The sequence below is a fragment of the Roseateles asaccharophilus genome (assembly GCF_031458115.1).
Taxonomy (GTDB): domain Bacteria; phylum Pseudomonadota; class Gammaproteobacteria; order Burkholderiales; family Burkholderiaceae_C; genus Pelomonas; species Pelomonas asaccharophilus_A.
Map to the genome: position 1 here is coordinate 22,245 of NZ_JAVDXV010000007.1, position 19,108 is coordinate 41,352.

Here is a 19,108-nt window from a genome sequence, read left to right on the forward strand (position 1 = left end):
GGGTGCTATGAAACCGAGGGGGCATCCGCTGGCGGCATGACGGCCCGCATGCCTTCCTGCTCGTAAGCGAACTTCCGCTCGTCGACAAAGGCCCATTCCCGGGCCCACCCGCGCGCGGCGCAAATCCGCTGAATCGTGCGGAGTTCGGCGGCGTCCAGGGCCTTGCGGGCGCCCTCGCCTGCTTCGAGAGCCTCCTTGCTCAGCTCCCCCGCCATGCCGTAGGGCTTCAGCCGCCGGCCCTCCTCCTGACAGGTGTTGGCGAGGCGGTTGGCAATTCGGAATCCGCCGGCGTCGATGTCACCCCAGTGCCGTACCGCCGCAGCAGCCGGCAGCGCCCGAAGCATCAGCCGGTAGATTCGCAGCCACGAAGGACTGGGCATGCCTGCTGTGTAGATCAAGATGCACCGCTGTCCTCCCTGCGACTGGCGAGCCAGTTCGTGGAAGGTGGACAGGTTCTCGACGCTGAGCAACGTGTCGACGTCGCCCAGCGGCTCAACGGCGTCGATATGCGTGGGCGACAGGCCGAGGTACGGCCAGCGGACATCCAGGACGTGACCACCGTAGGTGACCCGGGCGCTTCCCGCCAAGAGCACCGTGGACGGAAACTTGACAATGCCGAGCTCACCGCAGATCTCCTCGTCGCTGCGGGCAGCCCCGTCCATTCCACCCTGGAGCAGGATGTCGAGCATTGGCCAAAGCGCCTCAAGCCGCTTGCTGTCATTGAAGAGCGAGACGCTGAGCCCCCGGTGCGGTAGATCGACGTCCCCACTGGCGCGTCGGTGAAGTATCACGCGACAGGCATCCTGCCAATCAACTACGTCCGAGGCACTCGTCCGGCGAACGAGCACCCCCGCTTTCCACGCGGCAATGACCTGATGCAGAACCGGAAACCCTTCCGCCATCTGATTCAGCGAGGAGGTCGCCGCCTCCACGAGGGCCCACCTCGGGGAAACCTCGAGAAACGCCGCCAACTTGTCGGCGTCCAGGAGGGTGATGCGTGCAATCTGCCGCTTGTCGCCACTGCGTGGATCCCAGTGAATCTCAATGGCGCCCGCGTGCTCGGCCAGGCCCAGGTGGGCGTTGCAGGCGGAGCGATCAGCGCTCGTCCCGAACTCGAAATACGCCGGCAGCTTGGACTCGGAGAACGGCAACGACAGCGCCTTCTCCTGCGTGCCGTTGGCCCAGGCAGTTTCAGCCTGGGACAGAAGCTTCTGCAGCGCGCGCTCGGCAACTTTGTTCATTCGCCGACCAGCGACAGCTGCTGCACCTTGGCGTCAAGCAAGTGCGGGTGGCGGCCCGGCATGTCGCTTTGCAGCAGCTGCCGCGCCTGCTCCGTGACCCGCATCCATTCGACGAAGACGTCTGGCCCGAAGCGGGTCAGGTCGTAGTACGAGTCGAGCACGGCCGTCAGCTTGCTCGTGTCCGCGTCTGGCCCTGCCATCACGAGTTGCAGACCCAACGACTTCAGGAACTCGGCGGTGGCCACAGTGTTCTGCGCATCCATGCCGTAGAAGGCCTCGTCGAGGATCATCACGCCGGCGCCCCTGTGGCGGTCGCCCTGCTGGATGCGGTAGGCCGAAGCCAGCGACGCGCCGGCGATAACATAAAAGGGCACCCGGTGCTCGCCATTGGAGGCCTTGCCCATGCGCTGGCTCAACCGGTCCACCTCTTTGCCGTCGACGAGGATGGCCAGGTCGAAGAGGTAGAAGAGCCGGTAGTCGGAGATGGGGTTCTTGCCCTTGGCGCCGCCCTGTTCCGCTTCCTTGAGCATCCCCATCAGTTGGCTCTGCAAGGTCTCCTTCCCGAACATGGCCTTGGTGCCGTCCTGCGATTGGCTGACGATGAGGTCGTACAGCGACTTGTACTGCGGGTCGACGGACGAGACGAACTTGTAGCGCTCGTTGTTCGAGAAGGTCGGACAGGTCGCCAGGATCTTGTTGAGATCGTTGATCTCCCGGTCGATGCCACGCAGCGCCTCACGGAGGCCGAACTTGATGTCGGATTCGAAGGCCGCCTTGGCGGCCTCCTCGGCAGCAGCGGCTTCGGCGCGGTAGTCCTGCAGCGTCGAGCTGCGCAACTTGTCGCTGAAAGCCTTGATCCACCCGGCGGCCTGTCGCCAATCATTGCGCTCTTCGATCAAGCCCATCGAATGCTCGTTGATGAACGCGATGAATTGGTCTCGGATGTCTGGAACCAGCTTGGCGATGGATGCTGTGGCCTTGTTCCCCTCAGCGACGAGGGCGGCAAGTTCCTGCGTCAGGCCATCGGCGCCGGCGCGGTAGACCTGGTCGACGCGCGTCGCCGCCAAGTCGCCGTCATAGTCGGGATCCGCCAGCGCGACGCTATGCAGGGCCGAGGCTTCCTCCAACGTCTCGGTGGCCTTGGCGAGGTCGACCGTCGCCTGGTCGATCTTCCCTCGCAGGGTGGCCAGCGCTCTGCCGGCCTCACCGTACCGCTCTTGCGCCGCGGTGTGGGCCGTCCGCGCCTCGTCGACGGTCGCGCGCATTTGGGTCAGCCGTTCAGACGGCGCCTTCGTGGCCGCCTCAAGCGCAGCAGCGGCTTGCAGCTGCGCGGATTGGTTGGCCAGCAGCGCCGACCGAAATGCCTCCTCGGTGACCGAGCGGATGACATGACCCACGGCACCCAGCGCTGTCTGGGTCTGGTTCTTCGCGGCAAGTGCTCGTTTTTCCGCTTCCGTGGCTGCGATCAGCTCACGCCGCAGGCTCTCGCGGTCGTCGCGGGACAGCTCGACGCCCAGCAGGAAATCCTCGGATTCGATGAGCCGCATGCGCTTGGTCACGCCGCCGGTGCTCAGCATGCCGTCCTTGGTCAGCGACCGCGGATTCTTTCGAAGTTCCTCCTCCGTTTGCACCGTCTTCATGGTGCCGTAGAGGAAGTTGACGAATCCCTTGGCGACAGGGTCCTTCGACTCGAACAGCGCCGCAACCGTCGACTGCAAAGGCGTAGCGCCGATGTACGACTGGAAGTGGTCCGGCTGGATGACAGCGACCTCAGGGATCTGGTAGCGGCGAACCAGGCCGGTCGCGTCGTCCTCCTTGCCGGAATCGACCAGGATTGCGTAGCGGGTGCCGCCCATCAGCGTTTCGACGGCCTCCTGCCAGCTGGTGTCCTTGAGCGTCAGCACACTGGCCGCGGTGCGGCAGCCGATGCCTCTGTCATCGAACAGGCGCAGTGCGGCCGCAATGTTCTCGTCCTTGATGTTGCGGCCCTTGGCCGCCGAATGGAGTTTGTTCGCAACGGCGGTCTTAGCCCGCTCCGCGCGGGCATGCTCGGCCCCGCGGGTCTTGAACAGGCCTTCGAGGCTGGCGTGCGATCGCTTCAGGAACTGCAGGGCATCCGAGACCTGGCTGGCGTCGGGACGGAGGTTCTTCTGCCGACGGGTGTCCCAGGCCTGGAGTGCCTGAAATGCCGCTTCGTGCACATCGCCGTCGGCACCCTCGAAAGCAAGCGTGAGTTGCTGTAGCGCGTCAGCAACCTGGAATTCGAGTTGCTCCACCTCACGCCGAGCGGTGGTGCTGGCATCAGCCATCGCCCGCTGAAGCTGCTTTGCCTGCTCCGGCGCGCTGGCCTCCGGATCGCGGTTGAGCGCGCCCAGCAGATCCTCGTAGGTCCTGAACGTCGACTCCACGTCGGCCTTCGCGGTCTCGACCGCCTTGGTTTGGACGACGGCACTGCCCTTCAGGCGCTCCTGCAGCTCGGTCAACCGGGCCACCTCGGCGTCCGATGATTCGACCAACAGCCCCAGTCGGACGGCCTCCACGACGGCTTTGGTCTTGTGCAGTCGGGCCAGGTTGTCGTACCTGCCGGTCAGTGAGTCGAGCTGCGACAGCTGCAGATTCACGAGCTCGATCTGATCGATGATGTTCCGGTAGGTCTGCATCAGCCGCAGCGTGCTCGACCGATCGATCTTGGTCGCCTCCACGAGGTTTTGCCGGAGGAAATCGTTGACGCTCTGGATGTCCTTGAGCTTGAGGCTTTGCCTGAGCGCCTTCAAGAACTTGCGCGGGTCGATGCCCTTCTTCTGGTCGGACAGTTGGTGGAGCAGTTCCTCGAGGTAGGTCTCCGGCTTCTTGGTGATGGTGGGCGTGCGGCCGGCTTTGGCGGACAGCTGGCGCGCCTGGGCCGCGAATAGATCCCAGTCCATCGGCGCCTTGCCGTTGACCCCGAAATCTTCGAGGTGGTGGCCCAGTGTCAACATGACGCCCGGGAGCACAAACAGGCCGAGGATGACCTCGTCACGCACCTTGAAGCTACTTTCCAGCGCGATGCCGGCACTGCAGGTCTCCCCGGACACGTCGTCCTGGAACACCAGCGTGATGTACGAGGTCGCTTCGTCCCGTTTGCGCACCTGGATGCCGGCTTCTTCGTCGCCCGACCGCATGGTGCCCAGCGCGTAGTCCCGCAGCGAGCGAGCGTTGGCATGGACGGACTGGGCATTGAACTGCAGGTTGCCCCCGTGCGCACCGATCAGAGCGATCTGCACGGCGTCAACAAGGCTCGTCTTTCCCGCGCCGTTGGGACCAATGAAGGCAGTGCCGCCACTCGAAAGCACAAAGGTTTCGTAGTCCCAGAACGAAAACTGCACCAGGTGAACTGCGATCAGGTGCTTCATTCGGCATCCCCGTTCGGCTCTGCCGTGGGATCGTTGGCGGCCGGCATGCTCGCCTTCAGCGCCGCGCCGAACCGCCCGATGGCCTGCTCGCTGAGGATTTCAGCGATGCCTGGAAGAATCAAGATGGCATGCGGCTGCACATTGCCGTCTTGCGTGTCGACGAGCCTGGCCAAGCCTTGGCGATAGGCCATCTTGCAGAGCGGCTCGATCGATTTGGTGCGAACGTCGATGTCCTGGCCAGTCAGCGCCTTGTAGCCCTCCTGGAACTCGACCAGCCCTACATGTGCCTCGCCGAGCTCATTGAGATCACCAGACGTCGCATGCAGGTGGTAGACCTGGCGCAGCGCCAGCAGGAACTGGGTGTCCTTCTTGTCCATCAGCTGCGGCTTGGTCACTTCTTGAGTGACGAAGCAGAACTGGTGCTTGTCCTTGAAGCCCAAGCGCAGGCCCTGCAGCGCCACCGCGTCCTGGAAATCGTCGCGAAATGCGCAGATGAGCCGGTACGCGACGCTCTGGTGAAGGAACCTGGCATACAGGCACTGCTGCGTTACCAGCTGGTGGAGGGCCTGCTGGAAGTCCGCGACCACGTAGTCGCCGTCCGTGCTCTCGGCGAGCGATAGCCAGTTACGCGGCATGGGAACCCTTTCTGCGGATCACGAAATCCGGCGCATCGAAAAGTGGTGTCTGGACCCGCGCGGGAAACGGCAGGAGCTCGACTTCGAAGTCGATCCGCCGGAGCAACGGGTTCTGCTGGATGGCCCGTGGCGAGTGCCGTGCGATGGAGCCGATATGGACGAGTGCCAGGAAGGCAACGGCGTCCTCGACCTTGCTGACAGGGAGGCTCTGCGCATGAAGCGTCTCGCCTGGCTTGAGATGACTCGCCACGTAGGCCTGCAGGACCTTCGGGGAAGAATCACGGTGCTGCGTCATCTCCCGCCTCAACAACTGGGCGGCACGCTCCTGCAAGGTCATCTCTCGCTTGCGCATCGGCTGCCGCACTTGCTTGACCGGCGCTGGCGCGGGCAGGCGCAGGCGGCCTTCCGACACCAGACCAGCTGGCGCGAACAGCGAGCCTTCAGCATCTATGCCCAGCGTCTCAGCGCGCTGAAGAGAGCGGACAGTGTCTTCGATGGTCGACTCGATGCGGTCCGTCGCCTTCAGCCTGTATTCGAGGTGGCTGGCTGCAATGCGGCCGGCCTGCTCCATCACCTGGTCCATGCGGTCGATGAACTGCTCGACGTCGATCAGCCGCTCGAAGCGCCGGATGTCGCGGTCGAGCATCTGCTCCGGCAACTCGCTGCTCTTGGCAATCGTGGCATAGCCCGCCAGCAGCTCTGCCCGCGCGACAGGGTCCGTGGTGACCTGGCTCACCATGTCGAGGATCTCGCCGCGAAGGCGCAATGGATGGTTCTCCGTCCGCAGGTTCTTGAAGTCACGGACGTAGAGCTCGGAAATGTGCTCGCCGAAGAACCGCTTCACGAAGGCCGGTGTCTCGTTCTCGCGCAGCAACTCCTTGATCAGGTCCCGCGCGCGCAGCGTGGTGGCAGACAGTGAATTGATCAACCTGACGCACAGCTGTGCCGCCGAAATGAACCCCTGCGCCTGTTCCCGCGGCGACTCGACGACGCTGCGCAGCTGGTTGAACACGAGCTGCACATTGCCGCCGATCAACGGTGGACCGTCCTCGACGAACTGGTGCACCGCCTCAAAAAATCGTGCGACGACTGGCCGCATGCTTACGAAGACCCGCGCGCCAACGCGGTCCTCGATCAACCAGCCGGTGGTCACGAGCCGCTCTTGGAGGTTGTTGGCCTGGATGTTGAGCGGGGTCGTCAGGATCTCGCCACGCTCTTCGTCCTCCCATTGCGCGTCCAGCAGAAAGCGCTCGATTTCCTTGGTGATCTGCTCGTGCAGATAGCCCTCGGCGTAGGTCGGAATGCAGTCCGGCCCAAAGAACTGCTGCGCCAGCCGGCCGATCAGATCCCACATCCGACGACCGTTCCGCCCAGTCAAGGGACCGAACAAACCTAGGGGGAGGCGGTCGAAGATGTTCATTAGCTTCTAATATAAGTTATGGTCTAGACTAACTGTCAACATCACTTTTACCGAGGCGACTCATGGCAACAGACGACGTCGTCGAGGATCGAGCGCCAGACCGCCTGATGGATCTCGAGACCGTCCTCCGGTGGGAAGGCGAACTGGACAACGCCCGAATCCGGCAATTGCTGGGCGTCAAGCCGGTTTGGGCCAGCCGGTTGCTGGCCGAGCTCATCGAGCGGCTCGGCGCCCTCATCAAGCGCCCCAACAAGCGCGGCCCGATCGTCTGGGCCTCCCCTGCCCCGCGCTCCAGCTCAAGGCAGTCGCCGGACGCCTACCTGAAGCTCGTGGCGTCCGCGCCTGGCGGAGCCGATGCGCTCTTGCCCTGCCTTCATGACGCCCGGATTGACTTGACTGCGGTCCAACCCAGCGTGTTCTCCGCCGTCGTGCAGGCGGCCAAGTCTGGCGCGGGCGTCAAGATCATCTATCGATCTATGAACCATCCGGAGGGGCTTCCGCGAGTCGTGTTCCCGCACGCGCTGGTTCGAGCTCCGCGGCGGTGGCACATGCGTGCGTGGTGCACCGAGCGTCGGGATTTCCGGGACTTCGTGCTGTCGCGCGTGCAGACCGCCGAAGCTGTCGAAGCGTCTCGACCGCCCGAAGCTGCTGAGGGCCGCGATGCTGGCTGGACCCGCATGGTCGACTTGCGACTGATTCCCCACCCCAGCCTTACGGAAGCGCAGCAGAACCTGATCGCGGCGGAGATGTTCCCCGGCGCGCGTGCCAAGCGCCTGCGTGTTCGCCGCAGCTTGGCGATGTATGTCCTGCAGGATCTTCGCGTAGCACTGGACGTGAAGCGCGATCTGCCGCCCGAGTTCCAGCTGGCGTTGGCATCGCCTCAGGACATTGGAGACCTTGTGCCAGAGGCAAAAGCGTGACCTGACCGATCGGGCCTCCGCTCCTATCCGCGGATCGTTCACTTGGTCGCGGTCGCCGACGCCCGCGAATAGGGCTGCGCGAGCGGTATCCAAACACGACCTTGGCTGCGTTGAAGGTGGCGCGGCTGCGGCGCGCTGCACAGTGCGTGACATGCGGGGCAACCACGCCGTTGATTAAGTCGCCTTCGCATCGGCTTCTACCCGCAGACACCACACGCACGACAACTGGACGTCGACCTGTTCGTGGGTTGGGGAAGTCGCGTGGTCGGCAATTGCTGTCGTCGCTCATGCAGACCCTTGTAGCCGGTGCCGAAGCCTTCATCCAACCCGGATTTCTCTTAGGTTTGGGCCAATTCCTGTGCGCCGCGGATATTCTCCGCGAAATATATAAATTAGCTCGGTGACGCACACAAGATATTCTGTGTGCAACTGATATTCCGATTTTATCGCGGCATACCCTTGTCGCGCATCGGTGCAAATCGCTAAGTATCCTCGTCTAAACCTGCGCAAACTTGTCGTTTCAAGTGGATGGGCGGAGATCTTTTCGCCCCAAACGTCGAGGCGATGAGATGACCGACAAAAGTGCGCGAGCCGCCGTGAAGGCGTGGTTTGAATCGAATGGGATATCCGTCTCGGACTGGGCGGCATCCAACGGCTTCAGCCGCGACGCCGTCTACGCGCTCTTGAATGGAAGAACCGCCGGTCGCCGTGGCCATGCGCACCGCATCGCGATCGCGCTTGGACTCAAGTCACCGACTCAACTGGCCCAGGCCGCAGCGTTGAACACCGATGCAGCCAAGCCTGGCCGCGCCAAAGGCGGGGAGCCCTAAGGCCAGCTGGTAAGCCTCCAGGGGCACGCCACGCTCGAAACCGGATACCCCCGCGCGCTCTGCCGGGGAGCCGGGCAGCAATTTCCACCACAGTTGAAAGGAGGCCTCGACATGTAGCGACGCCCTCTCGACGCGCTAAACCGCCCTTCAGAAACGCAAAAGCCTGGGACTCTCACCTCCCAGGCTTCCGCGTGGCTCAAAGCCCAAATCACGTCTTACAGGGTTGGATTTTGAGTTGTTCGACCGCAGCCGTCAAGTGGTTTGCGGGCGACTGAAGGAATTCGTCCGTCCTTCATTGAAGGAGTGCCACATGAGGCACCTCTACAACTCAAGAAACCGCCGGCCGACGCTGCCGACATACCCACCTTCACCAATCAAGGCGGCCGCCCTCGCCCGCTCAATCCTGATCCTTTTGCCGGGGGGTTTACAAAACCCGCCTCGTCTCTCGGTCCAGACGGCACTCCCGGCCCTCCGGCATACGGGGAGCATGGCGGCGACCCCAACAAGGGGGGCGCCATGACCCAGAAGCCCTCCAACAAGCCAAAAGCCAGGATCGGCACCCGCATACGAGGCCAGATGGCGGCCGCCTACGAGGCGCGTGGGGAAACCGCAGGCGACCTCTACCTGCACTTCAGCTCGAAGATGAAGATGGACGTGGTCCTCAGCGGCCGACTGAGCTACCTCCATTTCCTGCTAGTCGAACGCGACCCCGGCGTTGACCAGGTCGACTACGCTCCGTCGGGGCGTCTCGCGACCCTGATGGGCAAGGAGCCCGCGGAACTCGTCGATGCGGAGATCAAGACGACCGCCGGCGAGGTGGTCTGGCGCCGGCTGATCGACAAGGAGGCCGACGACACGGAGGCCGTTCGAGATCTGCGCGAAGCGATCGGCAAGGGGGCCTTGCGCGGCGTGAACCGTCTGGAGGTGCTGACCTTCAAGCAACTCGTCGCCGAGGACACCTGGACCCGCAACACACATCGCGCTCTGGCTTGGATCGCGGCTGCCAGGAGTCATCCGCTCAGCCAGCCAAAGCAGGACATCCTCGCGCTCTTGAAGACGGGCCGTGCCGTGAGCTTTCAGGACTGCCTAGAGCTCGGCGCAGGTCAGGCCCAAGCCCTCTACGGTGCCGCGGTCCTGCAGATGGCATTGAACGGTGCCGTCCAAAGCGACCTGGGCGTGGCGCCACTGACGGCGCGGACGCGCTTCACAGCACGTCGGGAGGGCCATTGACATGGCGATCACGGTACTCCCACCACGAAACGTCCAGCTGGTCGCGCCGCCGCCGATCAAGCGGTATGGCTTTGCGGCCATCACGTTCCATCTGCGGGACCACACCAAATGGCCGACTGTCAGCACTACCGGTCTGTCGGCAGAAGCAAAGGAGCGGTTCGAACGGCTGGAACGCGGCATCAAGACCTACCTCGATTCCGGCGGGAAACTGGCGCAGGCCCTCGAAGAAGCGCGTTGTACCAAGGAGGTTTTCTACGAGCAGCTCTGGCGCTGCCTGCAGCCCATTGACGCCCTGGGGACGATCGCAGGATGGGCCGGCATCATTGCCCACCTGCGCCTGAAGACCTATACCCGGGTCAACGAAGGCAAGGGCAACGCCGGAAAGTTCGAGCAATGGCTGGCGGCCAATCCTGAATGGCGCAAGACGCTGCATACGCTCATCCATAAGGGCGCCGGCGGCACGAAGATCGCTGCGAAGTTGCCCACCTTGCGAGGGGTGGCCACGGCCTTCATACGCAAGATCATGGCGGCGATCCCCGTGGGGACCTACCCGCACATCGCCACTTCCACCAAGCCCTTCTGCGCTCGCCGCTCCATCGAGCGGTACATCAAGTCCTATGTCGAACTGAACCTCAAAACCACCAAGGTCTGGTTTGGCGACAAGGTGGCCGCCAGGCAGCACCTTGGAACCGGTCATGAGAGCTTTCTGCTCGAAGCCGGCCCGTTCGACATGGTCGGATGCGACGCGCACACCATCGACTGCATCGGCATCCTGATTGTGGAAGGTCCGGCCGGGCCCCAGCGCATCCCAGTCACCCGACTCAAGCTCGTCGTCCTGATCTGCCAGCGAACCCGCTGCGTGCTCGGCTACAGCGTCTGCATCCAGCCCCAGGTCAGTTCACAGCATGTCGAGCAGGCCTACCTGATGTGCACGACCAAGTGGCAGCCCAAGGAGCTGACGCTCGGCGAGGTCCAGTACAACAAGACCGCCGGCTTCCCTTGCGGCTCGATCGAAGGCATCGTAGAAATCAACTTCGCCGGCCTGCAGCTCGACAACGCCGCCCAACACTTCGCCAAGGGCATCCAGCTGCGTCTGCGCCACTCGATCGGATGCATGGTGGCTTGGGGCGGCGTGGGTCACTGGTGGCGCAATGCCGTCGTCGAGCGGTTTTTCGGCGTGCTTGAGCAACGCGGTTTCAAGCGCTTGCCAAGCACGATGGGTAGCGGCACACAGGATCCCCAACGCGGCGACCCCGTGTTGGAGGCGGTGGGTTGCGGGATCGAGGTTCACGAGCTGCTTCAACTCCTTGATGTGCTGCTGGCCAACTACAACGGCAAGAGCAGCAAGTCGTTGGGAGGCCGCAGCCCGCTCGAGACCGTGCGCGATTCGTTGAACCAGCACCATCTGCGCTGGATCCCACGATTGCGGCCGCCTTACGGTGCAACAACGCTGCGCCCTGGGATCGAGATCGTGGACGGCGTGATCAACGGCTACCTCAGCAGCCGCGTGCCACCGTATGTCGAACTCGACGGAACGCGCTATACCAACCCCGAGCTCGCCAAGCGCTACGACTTGATTGGCCGCAAGGTCTTCCTCCACGTCGGCGAGGACATGCGGACGATCGAGGCCTTCCTTGACGACGGCACCCCACTGGGCGAGTTGCGCTGCACCCATCGAGGCTGGTCAGTCGCACCCCACTCTCGCGACACACGCAAGGCCATCAACGCCTTGATTGCGGCCAGAGAACTTCCGTCCGGTGACGACCGAGATCCGATCGCCGACTACCTCGACTACCTGGCATCGAAGGCCGGTGAATCGGCGTCGACCAAGGGCAAGCCCAAGGTGTCCGCCGCCGCTTCCGACGCCGCTGACGCGCAGCGCAAAGCCACGTCTAACCCGCCCCCAAGCCCGAGCCCGAAGCCGGCACCGGCGCCTGCACCGCGGGTTCCCGCGGCAGCCGCCAACGCACCGGCATTCGAAAACAGGCGCCGCCTTGTCGGCGTGAGCCTCCCGCAGCAATGGAGATGATTGGAGAACTGACATGAATACCCCCCAAGACCACGACGTCAACGACTTTCTTTCGGCCAGCGAGGTCGAACAGTTGGTCGAGCTCGAGGACCTGCGCGCCTGTCCGGACGACGACCAGGAGCTGGATCTGAAGTGGCTCAAGCGCGCGGTCGGTGCGCCAGCGCATCCGATTCCGAGGTTCCTGCCGCCGACCATGCCCCGCCGGGTGGCACCGCGGCGTTCCCCCTGGCGTGTGCGAAGCACGCAGTAACCGGCCGCTTGCTTCCCCTCTAAATCAACCTTTCGCGGGGGCCGTACTCATCGACGAGTCGGCTGCCGCATGGAGAACCACATGAATGACTTCGTTGACTCTCAGCCCGAATCCGACGTCGAGGTGCCGTCCCAGTCCAATGTCGGCACTGATCTGCGTGACGCGGTGCTACTGCCGGGTCTTGAGCGAGATACCTACTTCAAGACCCATCCTCTCAACAGGCGGCCCGTCGAGATTCGCACCCAGTCGATCGAGACGGCGTTTTTGGACGTCACCGAGGCCGTCACCTACCGGCAACTCGGCCTGTGCTTCAAGGCGCCGTTTCGTGTCGGGAAAAGCACCGCCGCCCTGATGCTCTCGCTGAACATCCGCAGCACTGTCGAGGACCTGGCTGTCCACCTGGTCGTCGCCAAAGTGCATGACAAGGTGTCCGAGCGCGTCTTCTTTGGTGACCTGTGCGATTCCATGAAGCTGACCTCGGGCGGCACGGCAGTGGAGCGCGGCGCGCGTGTCAGGAAAGCCATCCTGGCGGCCTGCCTCAGTGCCGAGTGCGACCAGTTCTTGTTGATCATCGATGAGGGTCAGAACTGGGGCGCCCGCGAGTGGGAGTGGTTGCGCGACATGTCGAACGAACTGCTGAATATCCACAAGATCACTCTGACAACTGCAATCTTCGCGGATTCCCGAATCGAAGAAACCCGCAGCAACTTTCGCGAAAAGCGTCAGGATCTGTGGGGACGATTCATGATGAAACTGCGAACCTTCACAGGCATTCGCGATGTTGGCGAACTGAGATATTTTCTGTCGATGTTGGATGATGCCGACAAGTATCAATTTCCGAAGGGATCCGGAATTTCCTACACGGAGTTCTATCTGCCCAAGGCTTTCGAAGACGGCTGGCGACTGGCTGATCAGGCCGAAGAGATCTGGCAAGCCTTCGAACGGGCCGCAAACGAGGTGAACAGAAAGATCGGCGAAATCGGGATGCAATGGGTGAGCGACACTATCGTCGACTTCTTGAAGAATCAAAGCGCCGGTGACTTCTCCGGCTTCGGTGTCGATAAAGACGCATGGGACGTGTCCGTGGCCTCTTCGCGATACGTTGAGTCGCTCGTCTGATATGAGCATTCCCACCGATGACGGCTTGATTTGGCGATCAGAGTGGGAAGGCCCCGGGGAGGGGGCTTTTTCCATCGGTGCTAAAGCGGCCCTAGTGAATTCCGTACCATTCAACCGCCTCAAGAACTGGGTGCAAGATCGCAATTACAGCAACGATGATCTTGGGTGGCCCGTGGCTCGAAGCTTTCTCGCTTCGAAAAGATTTCGTTTCTGCTACGCTTGCCTCACCACGGGCTATCACGCCGCAATATTTCAGCTCTGGGGTCTGCCCACGTGCCCAATTCATAATAAGCCCCTGCAAGACCGATGCCGGCATTGCTCGCACCCGACACCGCTCTTTGAACTGCGCGATCGGTTTTACACCAAGCCCGTCTTAAGTCCGACACTTAGCTGCCCACACTGCCTAGTTCCGTTTGCCGGCAGCGAACAGGGACTCGATCCACGTAATTGGAGCACGCCGCTCGGAATCGAGAGTCTGGAGGATTTGTTGTCCGACTACTCTTGGCTGAACTCGCCAGACTTCATGAGTGGATTGGAGAACCTTAAGAGATGGCAGTTGGCAGAATTCTTTGGCGAAGACGCTCAAGATGAGGCAACTGGCAAAAGACTATTTTCCGTCTATTCCTATATTTTCGGCCAGAACAGTGAGCCGGATCCGCGGTCTTTGGTGTTAGGTCCGTTTGGTGACGGATGTCCGTCCAGTGTTGGAGCTGGACTGAGCGTCAAAGATAGTCCGACACAATTGGAAGTCGGCGCTTGCGAAGACCTCGACCGATACAAGGCACTCGTAACGGTGCCCAGTCATGGAGTCCCAGTGCCACTTTCAAGCACCGTCCCGTACATGGCGCACGCTGCAACCCTATGGAAAAGGCAATATCCATGGTCGCCATTCCCGACAAGCGGCGATTTCTTGCTAACCAATGACTATGGGCCGTACATCAAATTACTCAATTCTGCTGGTCACCGTGCTCACGACGCGGCATGGGTCGCCGCAAGAAGGATTGCAAGGCAATGGAACGACCAATTGGCCGCCCTTGAGGCGGCGAATAGCGATTCACTAAAGGCAGCTTCATTATTAGCAACGACAGCCGAGTGGACTCCGCGGCTCGGCAAATGGCGAAAAGCGAAGTACTCACCAGTGCTTGTTACTTGCAAGGACACCTACAACGGCCCGCATACGTTCCTCTCAGTGCCGTGAAATGAAGGTCCACATAGCAGAGGTGGGTGGAGCGAGCAGACCACTCGCTGATCAAGCAACGTAGCAACGTGCCTCGGTTCTGGCCAAGCCCCGGTGGCTTGAGTCGGGGCACGTCAGGTCCCGCGACGAAGCTATGAACGCTCGGATGCCAAGAGCCTATCGTGATCCGCTGGGATCAAGCGAAGCATTTGGACAAGCCGCGCCCCGTGTCCAAGGCGGAGGTCACTTGCTGGCGTCCGAAGGGCGTTGATTGCTCCAATAGCCCAAAGGCTGCGGGGCAAAATGTCGTCGCGGTAGGCCTGGGGGGCTAAATTGCGACGCGCGACCGCGACAACATTTTGCTCCCCCTAAAACCTAAATTCGTTTTAAATCAACGTGTTAGCGTTGATGGCTGGGGGGCTAAATTGTGTCATCTAACTCGGGCTTTCACGGCGCTCGTTCTGTTGGCTGCCGTTCCGGCCATGACGCAAGCCGGTTGCTCGCGAGACTTGCAAGTGCCGGTCGCGGCCATCGGTATGGCTGTCACGGTCAAGGGCGGCGAGATCGGTGGCATCTACCCCGAGCTGCTGAGGTCTGAGGGGACAAAAACGGGTTGCGCGGTCGCTTTTCAGGTCGTGCCCCGCGCTCGTCAAGAGTTGCTCTTCGAGACCGGACAGTCGGACATGCTGGTGCCGGCACGGCGCTCGGCGCGCCGCGATTTGCACGGCACATTCGTCCCCATCATCCGCAGTCGGGCCGTCTTGCTCTCGATGCGAACGCGCCAGCTGCCGGCCACCAGCGTGGCTGACCTGCTTCGGCACCGCGAGTTGCGCGTGGCCGTCGTTCGGGGCTACGACTACGACGGCAGCTATCAATCACTGGTCAAGCAACTCAGGACTGAGGGCCGATTGATTGAATCCGCCGATCCGGTTTCCCTGGCTCGCGATCTCGACGCTGGAATCGCCGACGTTGCCGTCGTCACCCCCACGGCTGTCACGGGCGCATTGCGATCAGATCCGAAGCTGAGTGGCTGGGTTGAACGTCTGCAGGTTCAGCCGGCGCCTGAACTGGCTTGGGGCGAGAGCGGCGCCTACGTCAGCCGGCGCTCGTCGCTGAGCGAAGCCGATCGCCAGCGCGCGTTGCAGATGCTGGAGGGCATCGGCCGGTCCGGGGATGCGTGGCGCGCCTTCCAGCGCTATCACCCGGATGAGAACCTCAACGAATCGGTACGCCCGCGCTAGCGCGTTCAGAACAGTTCCGACGCGCCGTAGCTGGCCTGTTCGATCACGCCCTCTTGCACCAGCGCCTGGTAATCGCAGACCCGGTTCCGGCCCGTCTTTTTGGCGTGATAGAGCGCACGGTCCGCCCAGCTGAGTACCTCCTGGGGCAGGTCGTTGGTGCTGGCGCGACTCAACCCGATGCTGATGGTCACGTGGCCCACCTGCGGAAAGTAGTGGCCTTCGACGGTGGCCCGGACGCGCTCGAGAAGCGCATGGGCGTCGTCGGAGTCCTTGGCGGGGAACAACGCGACGAACTCCTCGCCGCCGTAGCGGAACAGCAGGTCCGAGCTGCGCAGCACGGACATCATCACGCGCGACACCAGCAGCAGCACTTCATCACCGACGACATGGCCGAAGTTGTCGTTGACTTCCTTGAAGCGGTCGATGTCGATGACGGCCACCCAATGCGCACGCGCGTTCGAGTCGGTGCGGCGCCCGCTTGGCGCCTCGATGGGATCGTCTGCACTGGACAGGATGGTCCAGATGCGGTCGAAACTGTTCTCCAGCGCCTGGCGGTTCAGCAGCCCCGTCAGACGGTCGCGCTGACTGGCGTCCAGCAGGTCGAAGTAGTTGGAGAACACCTCCAGCACGCCCTTGACGATGGCGTCCTCGGTCAGCGTCACCTCTCGGTCGCGGTTGAACACGAAGTAGCCGCAGATTTCCTTGCCGCCGAACAGCGGATAGGCGATCAGCAAGCCCTCCCCTGACGCCTTCCTGCGTGTGCAGGGCTTGCCGAGCAGGCGCACGTTCTCCAGCAGCCCGCTCACTTCGGCCGGCACTTTCGCGGAGTTGTAGATCTCCTCGTTGCGCTCCACCATGCGAGCCAGGCCATCGGACTCGATGACTCGCGAGTGATGGTGATGCAGCACCCGGATCGCCTGGGTCAGTTCGTCGATGCGGTACAGAGAAGAGTCCAGCACGCCCAGCATCGGGCACAAGGTCTTGAGCAGGCTTTGCTCGAGCAGCGACGTGTCGCGGATGGCCGTCATCTTTCCGAGCTTGCTCAGAAGACTGGGAATCTGGACCTTGGGAGTGTCTGCGGGCGAATTCATCTCCCGCATGTTGCGCGAGGCCCTGCCGCAAGGCAACTCACGCCTGTAAGTGCGCGCGGGCGCTCAGGCCACGATGCTCAGGCGCATCGTCGGCCGGACCTTGGGCGCGGCATCGGACTGCCGGCGCACCAGCGTGTAGTCCATCAACGCCTGGCTGACCGGCAGCCTCACGCCGTTGCGCCAGGCGCGGATGTGCCTGACCAGCAGGTCGACGGCGGCGCTGGCCATCTCGCCGATGGGTTGCCTGACCGTGGTCAGCTCGGGCCAGATCGTCGTGGCCAACGGCGCGTCATCGAAGCCGACGACGGTCAGGTCGCTGGGCACGAACAGCCCCAGCCGCTGCGCGATGGCCACCGTGGCAGCGGCCATGTCGTCGTTGCTCGCAAAGATGGCGGACGGCCGGTTCGGCCCGCCGGCCAGCAGTTGTTCGGCGGCATCCAGCCCCGACTGGTAGGTGAACATGCCCGACGCGACCCTCACATCGCTGTCCGGGTCGAGACCGGCGTCGGCCACCGCGGCATGGAAGCCCGCCAGGCGGCGCTCGCTGCTGCGCTGGCCGGGGTCGCCCTTGATGAAGCCCAGCTTCTGGTGCCCCAGCGACAGCAGGTGGCGCGTCATCTCGTAGGCCGCCTTGTAGTCGTCGATGCCGACGCCGTACAGGCCGTCGGCCGGCGCACCGGCCGAGACCGCAACGGCCGGCGTGCCGCTCTTCGCGACCTGCCGCAGGATGGCCGGCGACTCGCAGAACGGCGGCGGCAGGATCAGCCCGTCGATGCCGCTGGCGATCAATTCGGCCACGGCGGCTTCACCGTCGCTGTCCGGCGCGCAGTACTGGGCGTTCAGCTGCACATGCCGCAGGCTGGTCTTGCCCAGCAGGCCCAGCACGAAGCCGTTCAGATAACCCGCGCGCGGGTCGCTGTAGAGCATGCCGATCAGGATGGGTCGCGATCCCGCCAGCTTGCGGGCCGCGGGGTTGGGCATGTAGTTCAGCGCCGTCACGGCGGCCTGCACCTTCTCCCGCGTGCTGGGCCTGACGGTGGTTTCGCCGTTGATGACCCGGGACACGGTCATCGCGGACACGCCGGCCAGACGTGCGACGTCCGACACGGTGGCCGACTTGGGAACCGCCTTCTGTTCTGCGTCTGTCGTCACGGTCGTCTTCCTTTCTGGTAGCGATGCCACTTTCGATCGCGTCGATGTTAGGAAGGGGGTGCGATGCCGGCGATCACATTTCCGTGCGAAGCGATATCGAAACGAGATGGACCACCTCAGATTCGCGCGCAACCACCCCAGCGTGAGGTGGGCGATGACCCAAGCAGGATCAACGCGGCACGGGATTTGATCGACCGGAGCCGACGGCCGGCCGGGCATCCCTGCCCTCGCCTGGCGCTGGCTGCTCAGCCCAGCGCGCTCAGCCGCAGGGGCGGCCGCGAGCGGGGCGCGGCGTCGGACTGCCGGCGCACCAGTTCATAGCCCATCAGCACATGCTCGCAAGGCAGCGGCTCATCGGCGCGGCGGGCGCGGATGTGACGCACCAGCAGATCCACCGCGGCGCCGGCCATTTGTGTGATGGGCTGGCGCACGGTCGTCAGTTCGGGCCAGATCGTTGTGGCCAGAGGCGCGTCGTCGAAGCCCACCACGGTCAGGTCGCTGGGCACGTCCAGCCCCTTGCGGTGCGCGATGGCGACCGTGGCGGCGGCCATGTCGTCGTTGCTGGCGAAGATGGCCGTCGGGCGGACATCTGCCGACAGCAGCTCCTCGGCGGCATCCAGCCCGGAGCGGTAGCTGAAGTCGCCCTGGGCCATCAACGCCATCCGGGCCGGGTCGAGGCCGGCGTCGCGCACGGCCGCATGGAAGCCCGCCAAGCGCCGCTGGCTGCAATGCTGATGCTTGTCGCCCAGGATGAAGCCCAGCCGCGGGTGCCCCAGCTGCAACAGATGGCGCGTCATGTCGTAGGCCGCGCGATAGTCGTCGATGCCCACCGCACTGACCCGCTCGTGCGGGCGGCCGCTGGACACGGCCACCGCCAGTGTGGCGCTGTTCGTCACCATCTCCAGCAGGCGCTCGGCATCACAGAACGGCGGCGCCAGGATGAGCCCGTCCAGGCCGCTGGCCAGCATCGTGCCCACCATGGCCTCCTCGTCGTCGCGCGTTTCGCAGCGCTGCACGTCCAGCTGCACGTGCCGCAGGCTGGCCTTGTTCAGCAGCCCGATCAGGAAGTCGTTCAGATAGCCGACGCTGGGGTCGTGATAGACCATGCCGATGCTGATCGCATCGGTGTTCTCGACACGTCGCGACGACGGATGGGCCTGGTAATTCAGCGCGGCAACCGCCGCCCTCACCTTGTCGCGCGTCTCGGGCCGCACGTTGGCCTCGCCATTGACGACGCGCGACACGGTCATCGGCGACACGCCGGCCATGTCGGCAACATCCGCGATCGTTGCGAGCTTGGTGCGACGCCGCTGACGCAAGGGCTGGTTCAATCTCGACCTCGGTGGTTCACTGCGGCCTTAAGTGTTTGGAAAATGATTTC

At 63.3% G+C, this 19,108-nt stretch carries 15 protein-coding genes; 8 read left to right on the forward strand and 7 right to left on the reverse strand.

Going from position 1 to position 19,108, the window contains the following annotated elements:
* Window positions 1-5: 5 nt before the first annotated feature.
* Genes J2X21_RS17335 through J2X21_RS17350 form a run of 4 tightly spaced genes read right to left on the reverse strand, consistent with a single transcriptional unit; the run spans window position 6 to window position 6,688 of the window.
* The gene (locus J2X21_RS17335) at window positions 6-1,241 is read right to left on the reverse strand and encodes a Wadjet anti-phage system protein JetD domain-containing protein (RefSeq protein ID WP_310330673.1); all 1,236 of its coding nucleotides are present in this window, start codon (window positions 1,239-1,241) and stop codon (window positions 6-8) included.
* Complete coding sequence (locus J2X21_RS17340) at window positions 1,238-4,633, reverse strand: SbcC/MukB-like Walker B domain-containing protein (protein WP_310330674.1); 3,396 nt, start codon at window positions 4,631-4,633, stop codon at window positions 1,238-1,240. The genes J2X21_RS17335 and J2X21_RS17340 overlap by 4 nt, the downstream gene beginning before the upstream one ends.
* On the reverse strand, window positions 4,630-5,268 hold the full coding sequence (locus J2X21_RS17345) for a DUF4194 domain-containing protein (RefSeq protein WP_310330676.1): 639 nt from the start codon (window positions 5,266-5,268) through the stop codon (window positions 4,630-4,632). The genes J2X21_RS17340 and J2X21_RS17345 overlap by 4 nt, the downstream gene beginning before the upstream one ends.
* Window positions 5,258-6,688, reverse strand: a complete 1,431-nt coding sequence (locus tag J2X21_RS17350) for a Wadjet anti-phage system protein JetA family protein (protein ID WP_310330678.1) — start codon at window positions 6,686-6,688, stop codon at window positions 5,258-5,260. Before J2X21_RS17350 ends, J2X21_RS17345 begins: the two co-directional genes overlap by 11 nt.
* Window positions 6,689-6,795: 107 nt before the next feature.
* Here J2X21_RS17350 and J2X21_RS17355 point away from each other — a divergent pair, with 107 nt between their 5' ends.
* From J2X21_RS17355 to J2X21_RS17390, 8 genes are all read left to right on the forward strand, one after another.
* The gene (locus J2X21_RS17355; protein ID WP_310330680.1) at window positions 6,796-7,608 is read left to right on the forward strand and encodes a BrxR family transcriptional regulator; all 813 of its coding nucleotides are present in this window, start codon (window positions 6,796-6,798) and stop codon (window positions 7,606-7,608) included.
* Window positions 7,609-8,177: 569 nt separating this feature from the next.
* Complete coding sequence (locus J2X21_RS17360) at window positions 8,178-8,438, forward strand: DNA-binding protein (RefSeq protein WP_310330681.1); 261 nt, start codon at window positions 8,178-8,180, stop codon at window positions 8,436-8,438.
* A 516-nt stretch (window positions 8,439-8,954) separates the two neighbouring features.
* Window positions 8,955-9,668: a hypothetical protein gene (locus J2X21_RS17365; protein WP_310330682.1), complete on the forward strand. Its 714-nt coding sequence runs from the start codon at window positions 8,955-8,957 to the stop codon at window positions 9,666-9,668.
* Window position 9,669: 1 nt separating this feature from the next.
* Window positions 9,670-11,697 (forward strand): hypothetical protein, encoded by a 2,028-nt coding sequence (locus J2X21_RS17370; RefSeq protein ID WP_310330683.1) that lies wholly within the window; start codon window positions 9,670-9,672, stop codon window positions 11,695-11,697.
* A gap of 13 nt (window positions 11,698-11,710) precedes the next feature.
* Complete coding sequence (locus J2X21_RS17375) at window positions 11,711-11,947, forward strand: hypothetical protein (RefSeq protein WP_310330685.1); 237 nt, start codon at window positions 11,711-11,713, stop codon at window positions 11,945-11,947.
* Between the two features lie 81 nt (window positions 11,948-12,028).
* A complete protein-coding gene (locus tag J2X21_RS17380; protein WP_310330687.1) occupies window positions 12,029-13,066 on the forward strand; it encodes a TniB family NTP-binding protein in 1,038 nt (345 codons plus the stop codon).
* Window position 13,067: 1 nt separating this feature from the next.
* The gene (locus J2X21_RS17385; RefSeq protein WP_310330689.1) at window positions 13,068-14,264 is read left to right on the forward strand and encodes a hypothetical protein; all 1,197 of its coding nucleotides are present in this window, start codon (window positions 13,068-13,070) and stop codon (window positions 14,262-14,264) included.
* Window positions 14,265-14,725: 461 nt separating this feature from the next.
* Window positions 14,726-15,484 (forward strand): substrate-binding periplasmic protein, encoded by a 759-nt coding sequence (locus tag J2X21_RS17390; RefSeq protein ID WP_310330691.1) that lies wholly within the window; start codon window positions 14,726-14,728, stop codon window positions 15,482-15,484.
* Window positions 15,485-15,489: 5 nt separating this feature from the next.
* On the opposite strand, the gene J2X21_RS17395 is transcribed toward J2X21_RS17390, so the two are convergent.
* The 3 genes from J2X21_RS17395 to J2X21_RS17405 all read right to left on the reverse strand — a co-directional run bounded on the left by J2X21_RS17395 (window position 15,490) and on the right by J2X21_RS17405 (window position 19,058).
* Window positions 15,490-16,575, reverse strand: coding sequence for a GGDEF domain-containing protein (locus J2X21_RS17395; protein WP_310330692.1), 1,086 nt, complete (start codon window positions 16,573-16,575; stop codon window positions 15,490-15,492).
* A gap of 63 nt (window positions 16,576-16,638) precedes the next feature.
* A complete protein-coding gene (locus tag J2X21_RS17400) occupies window positions 16,639-17,727 on the reverse strand; it encodes a LacI family DNA-binding transcriptional regulator (RefSeq protein WP_310330694.1) in 1,089 nt (362 codons plus the stop codon).
* Between the two features lie 245 nt (window positions 17,728-17,972).
* Entirely contained in the window at window positions 17,973-19,058 is a 1,086-nt protein-coding gene (locus J2X21_RS17405; protein ID WP_310330696.1) for a LacI family DNA-binding transcriptional regulator, read from the reverse strand.
* Window positions 19,059-19,108: the final 50 nt, after the last annotated feature.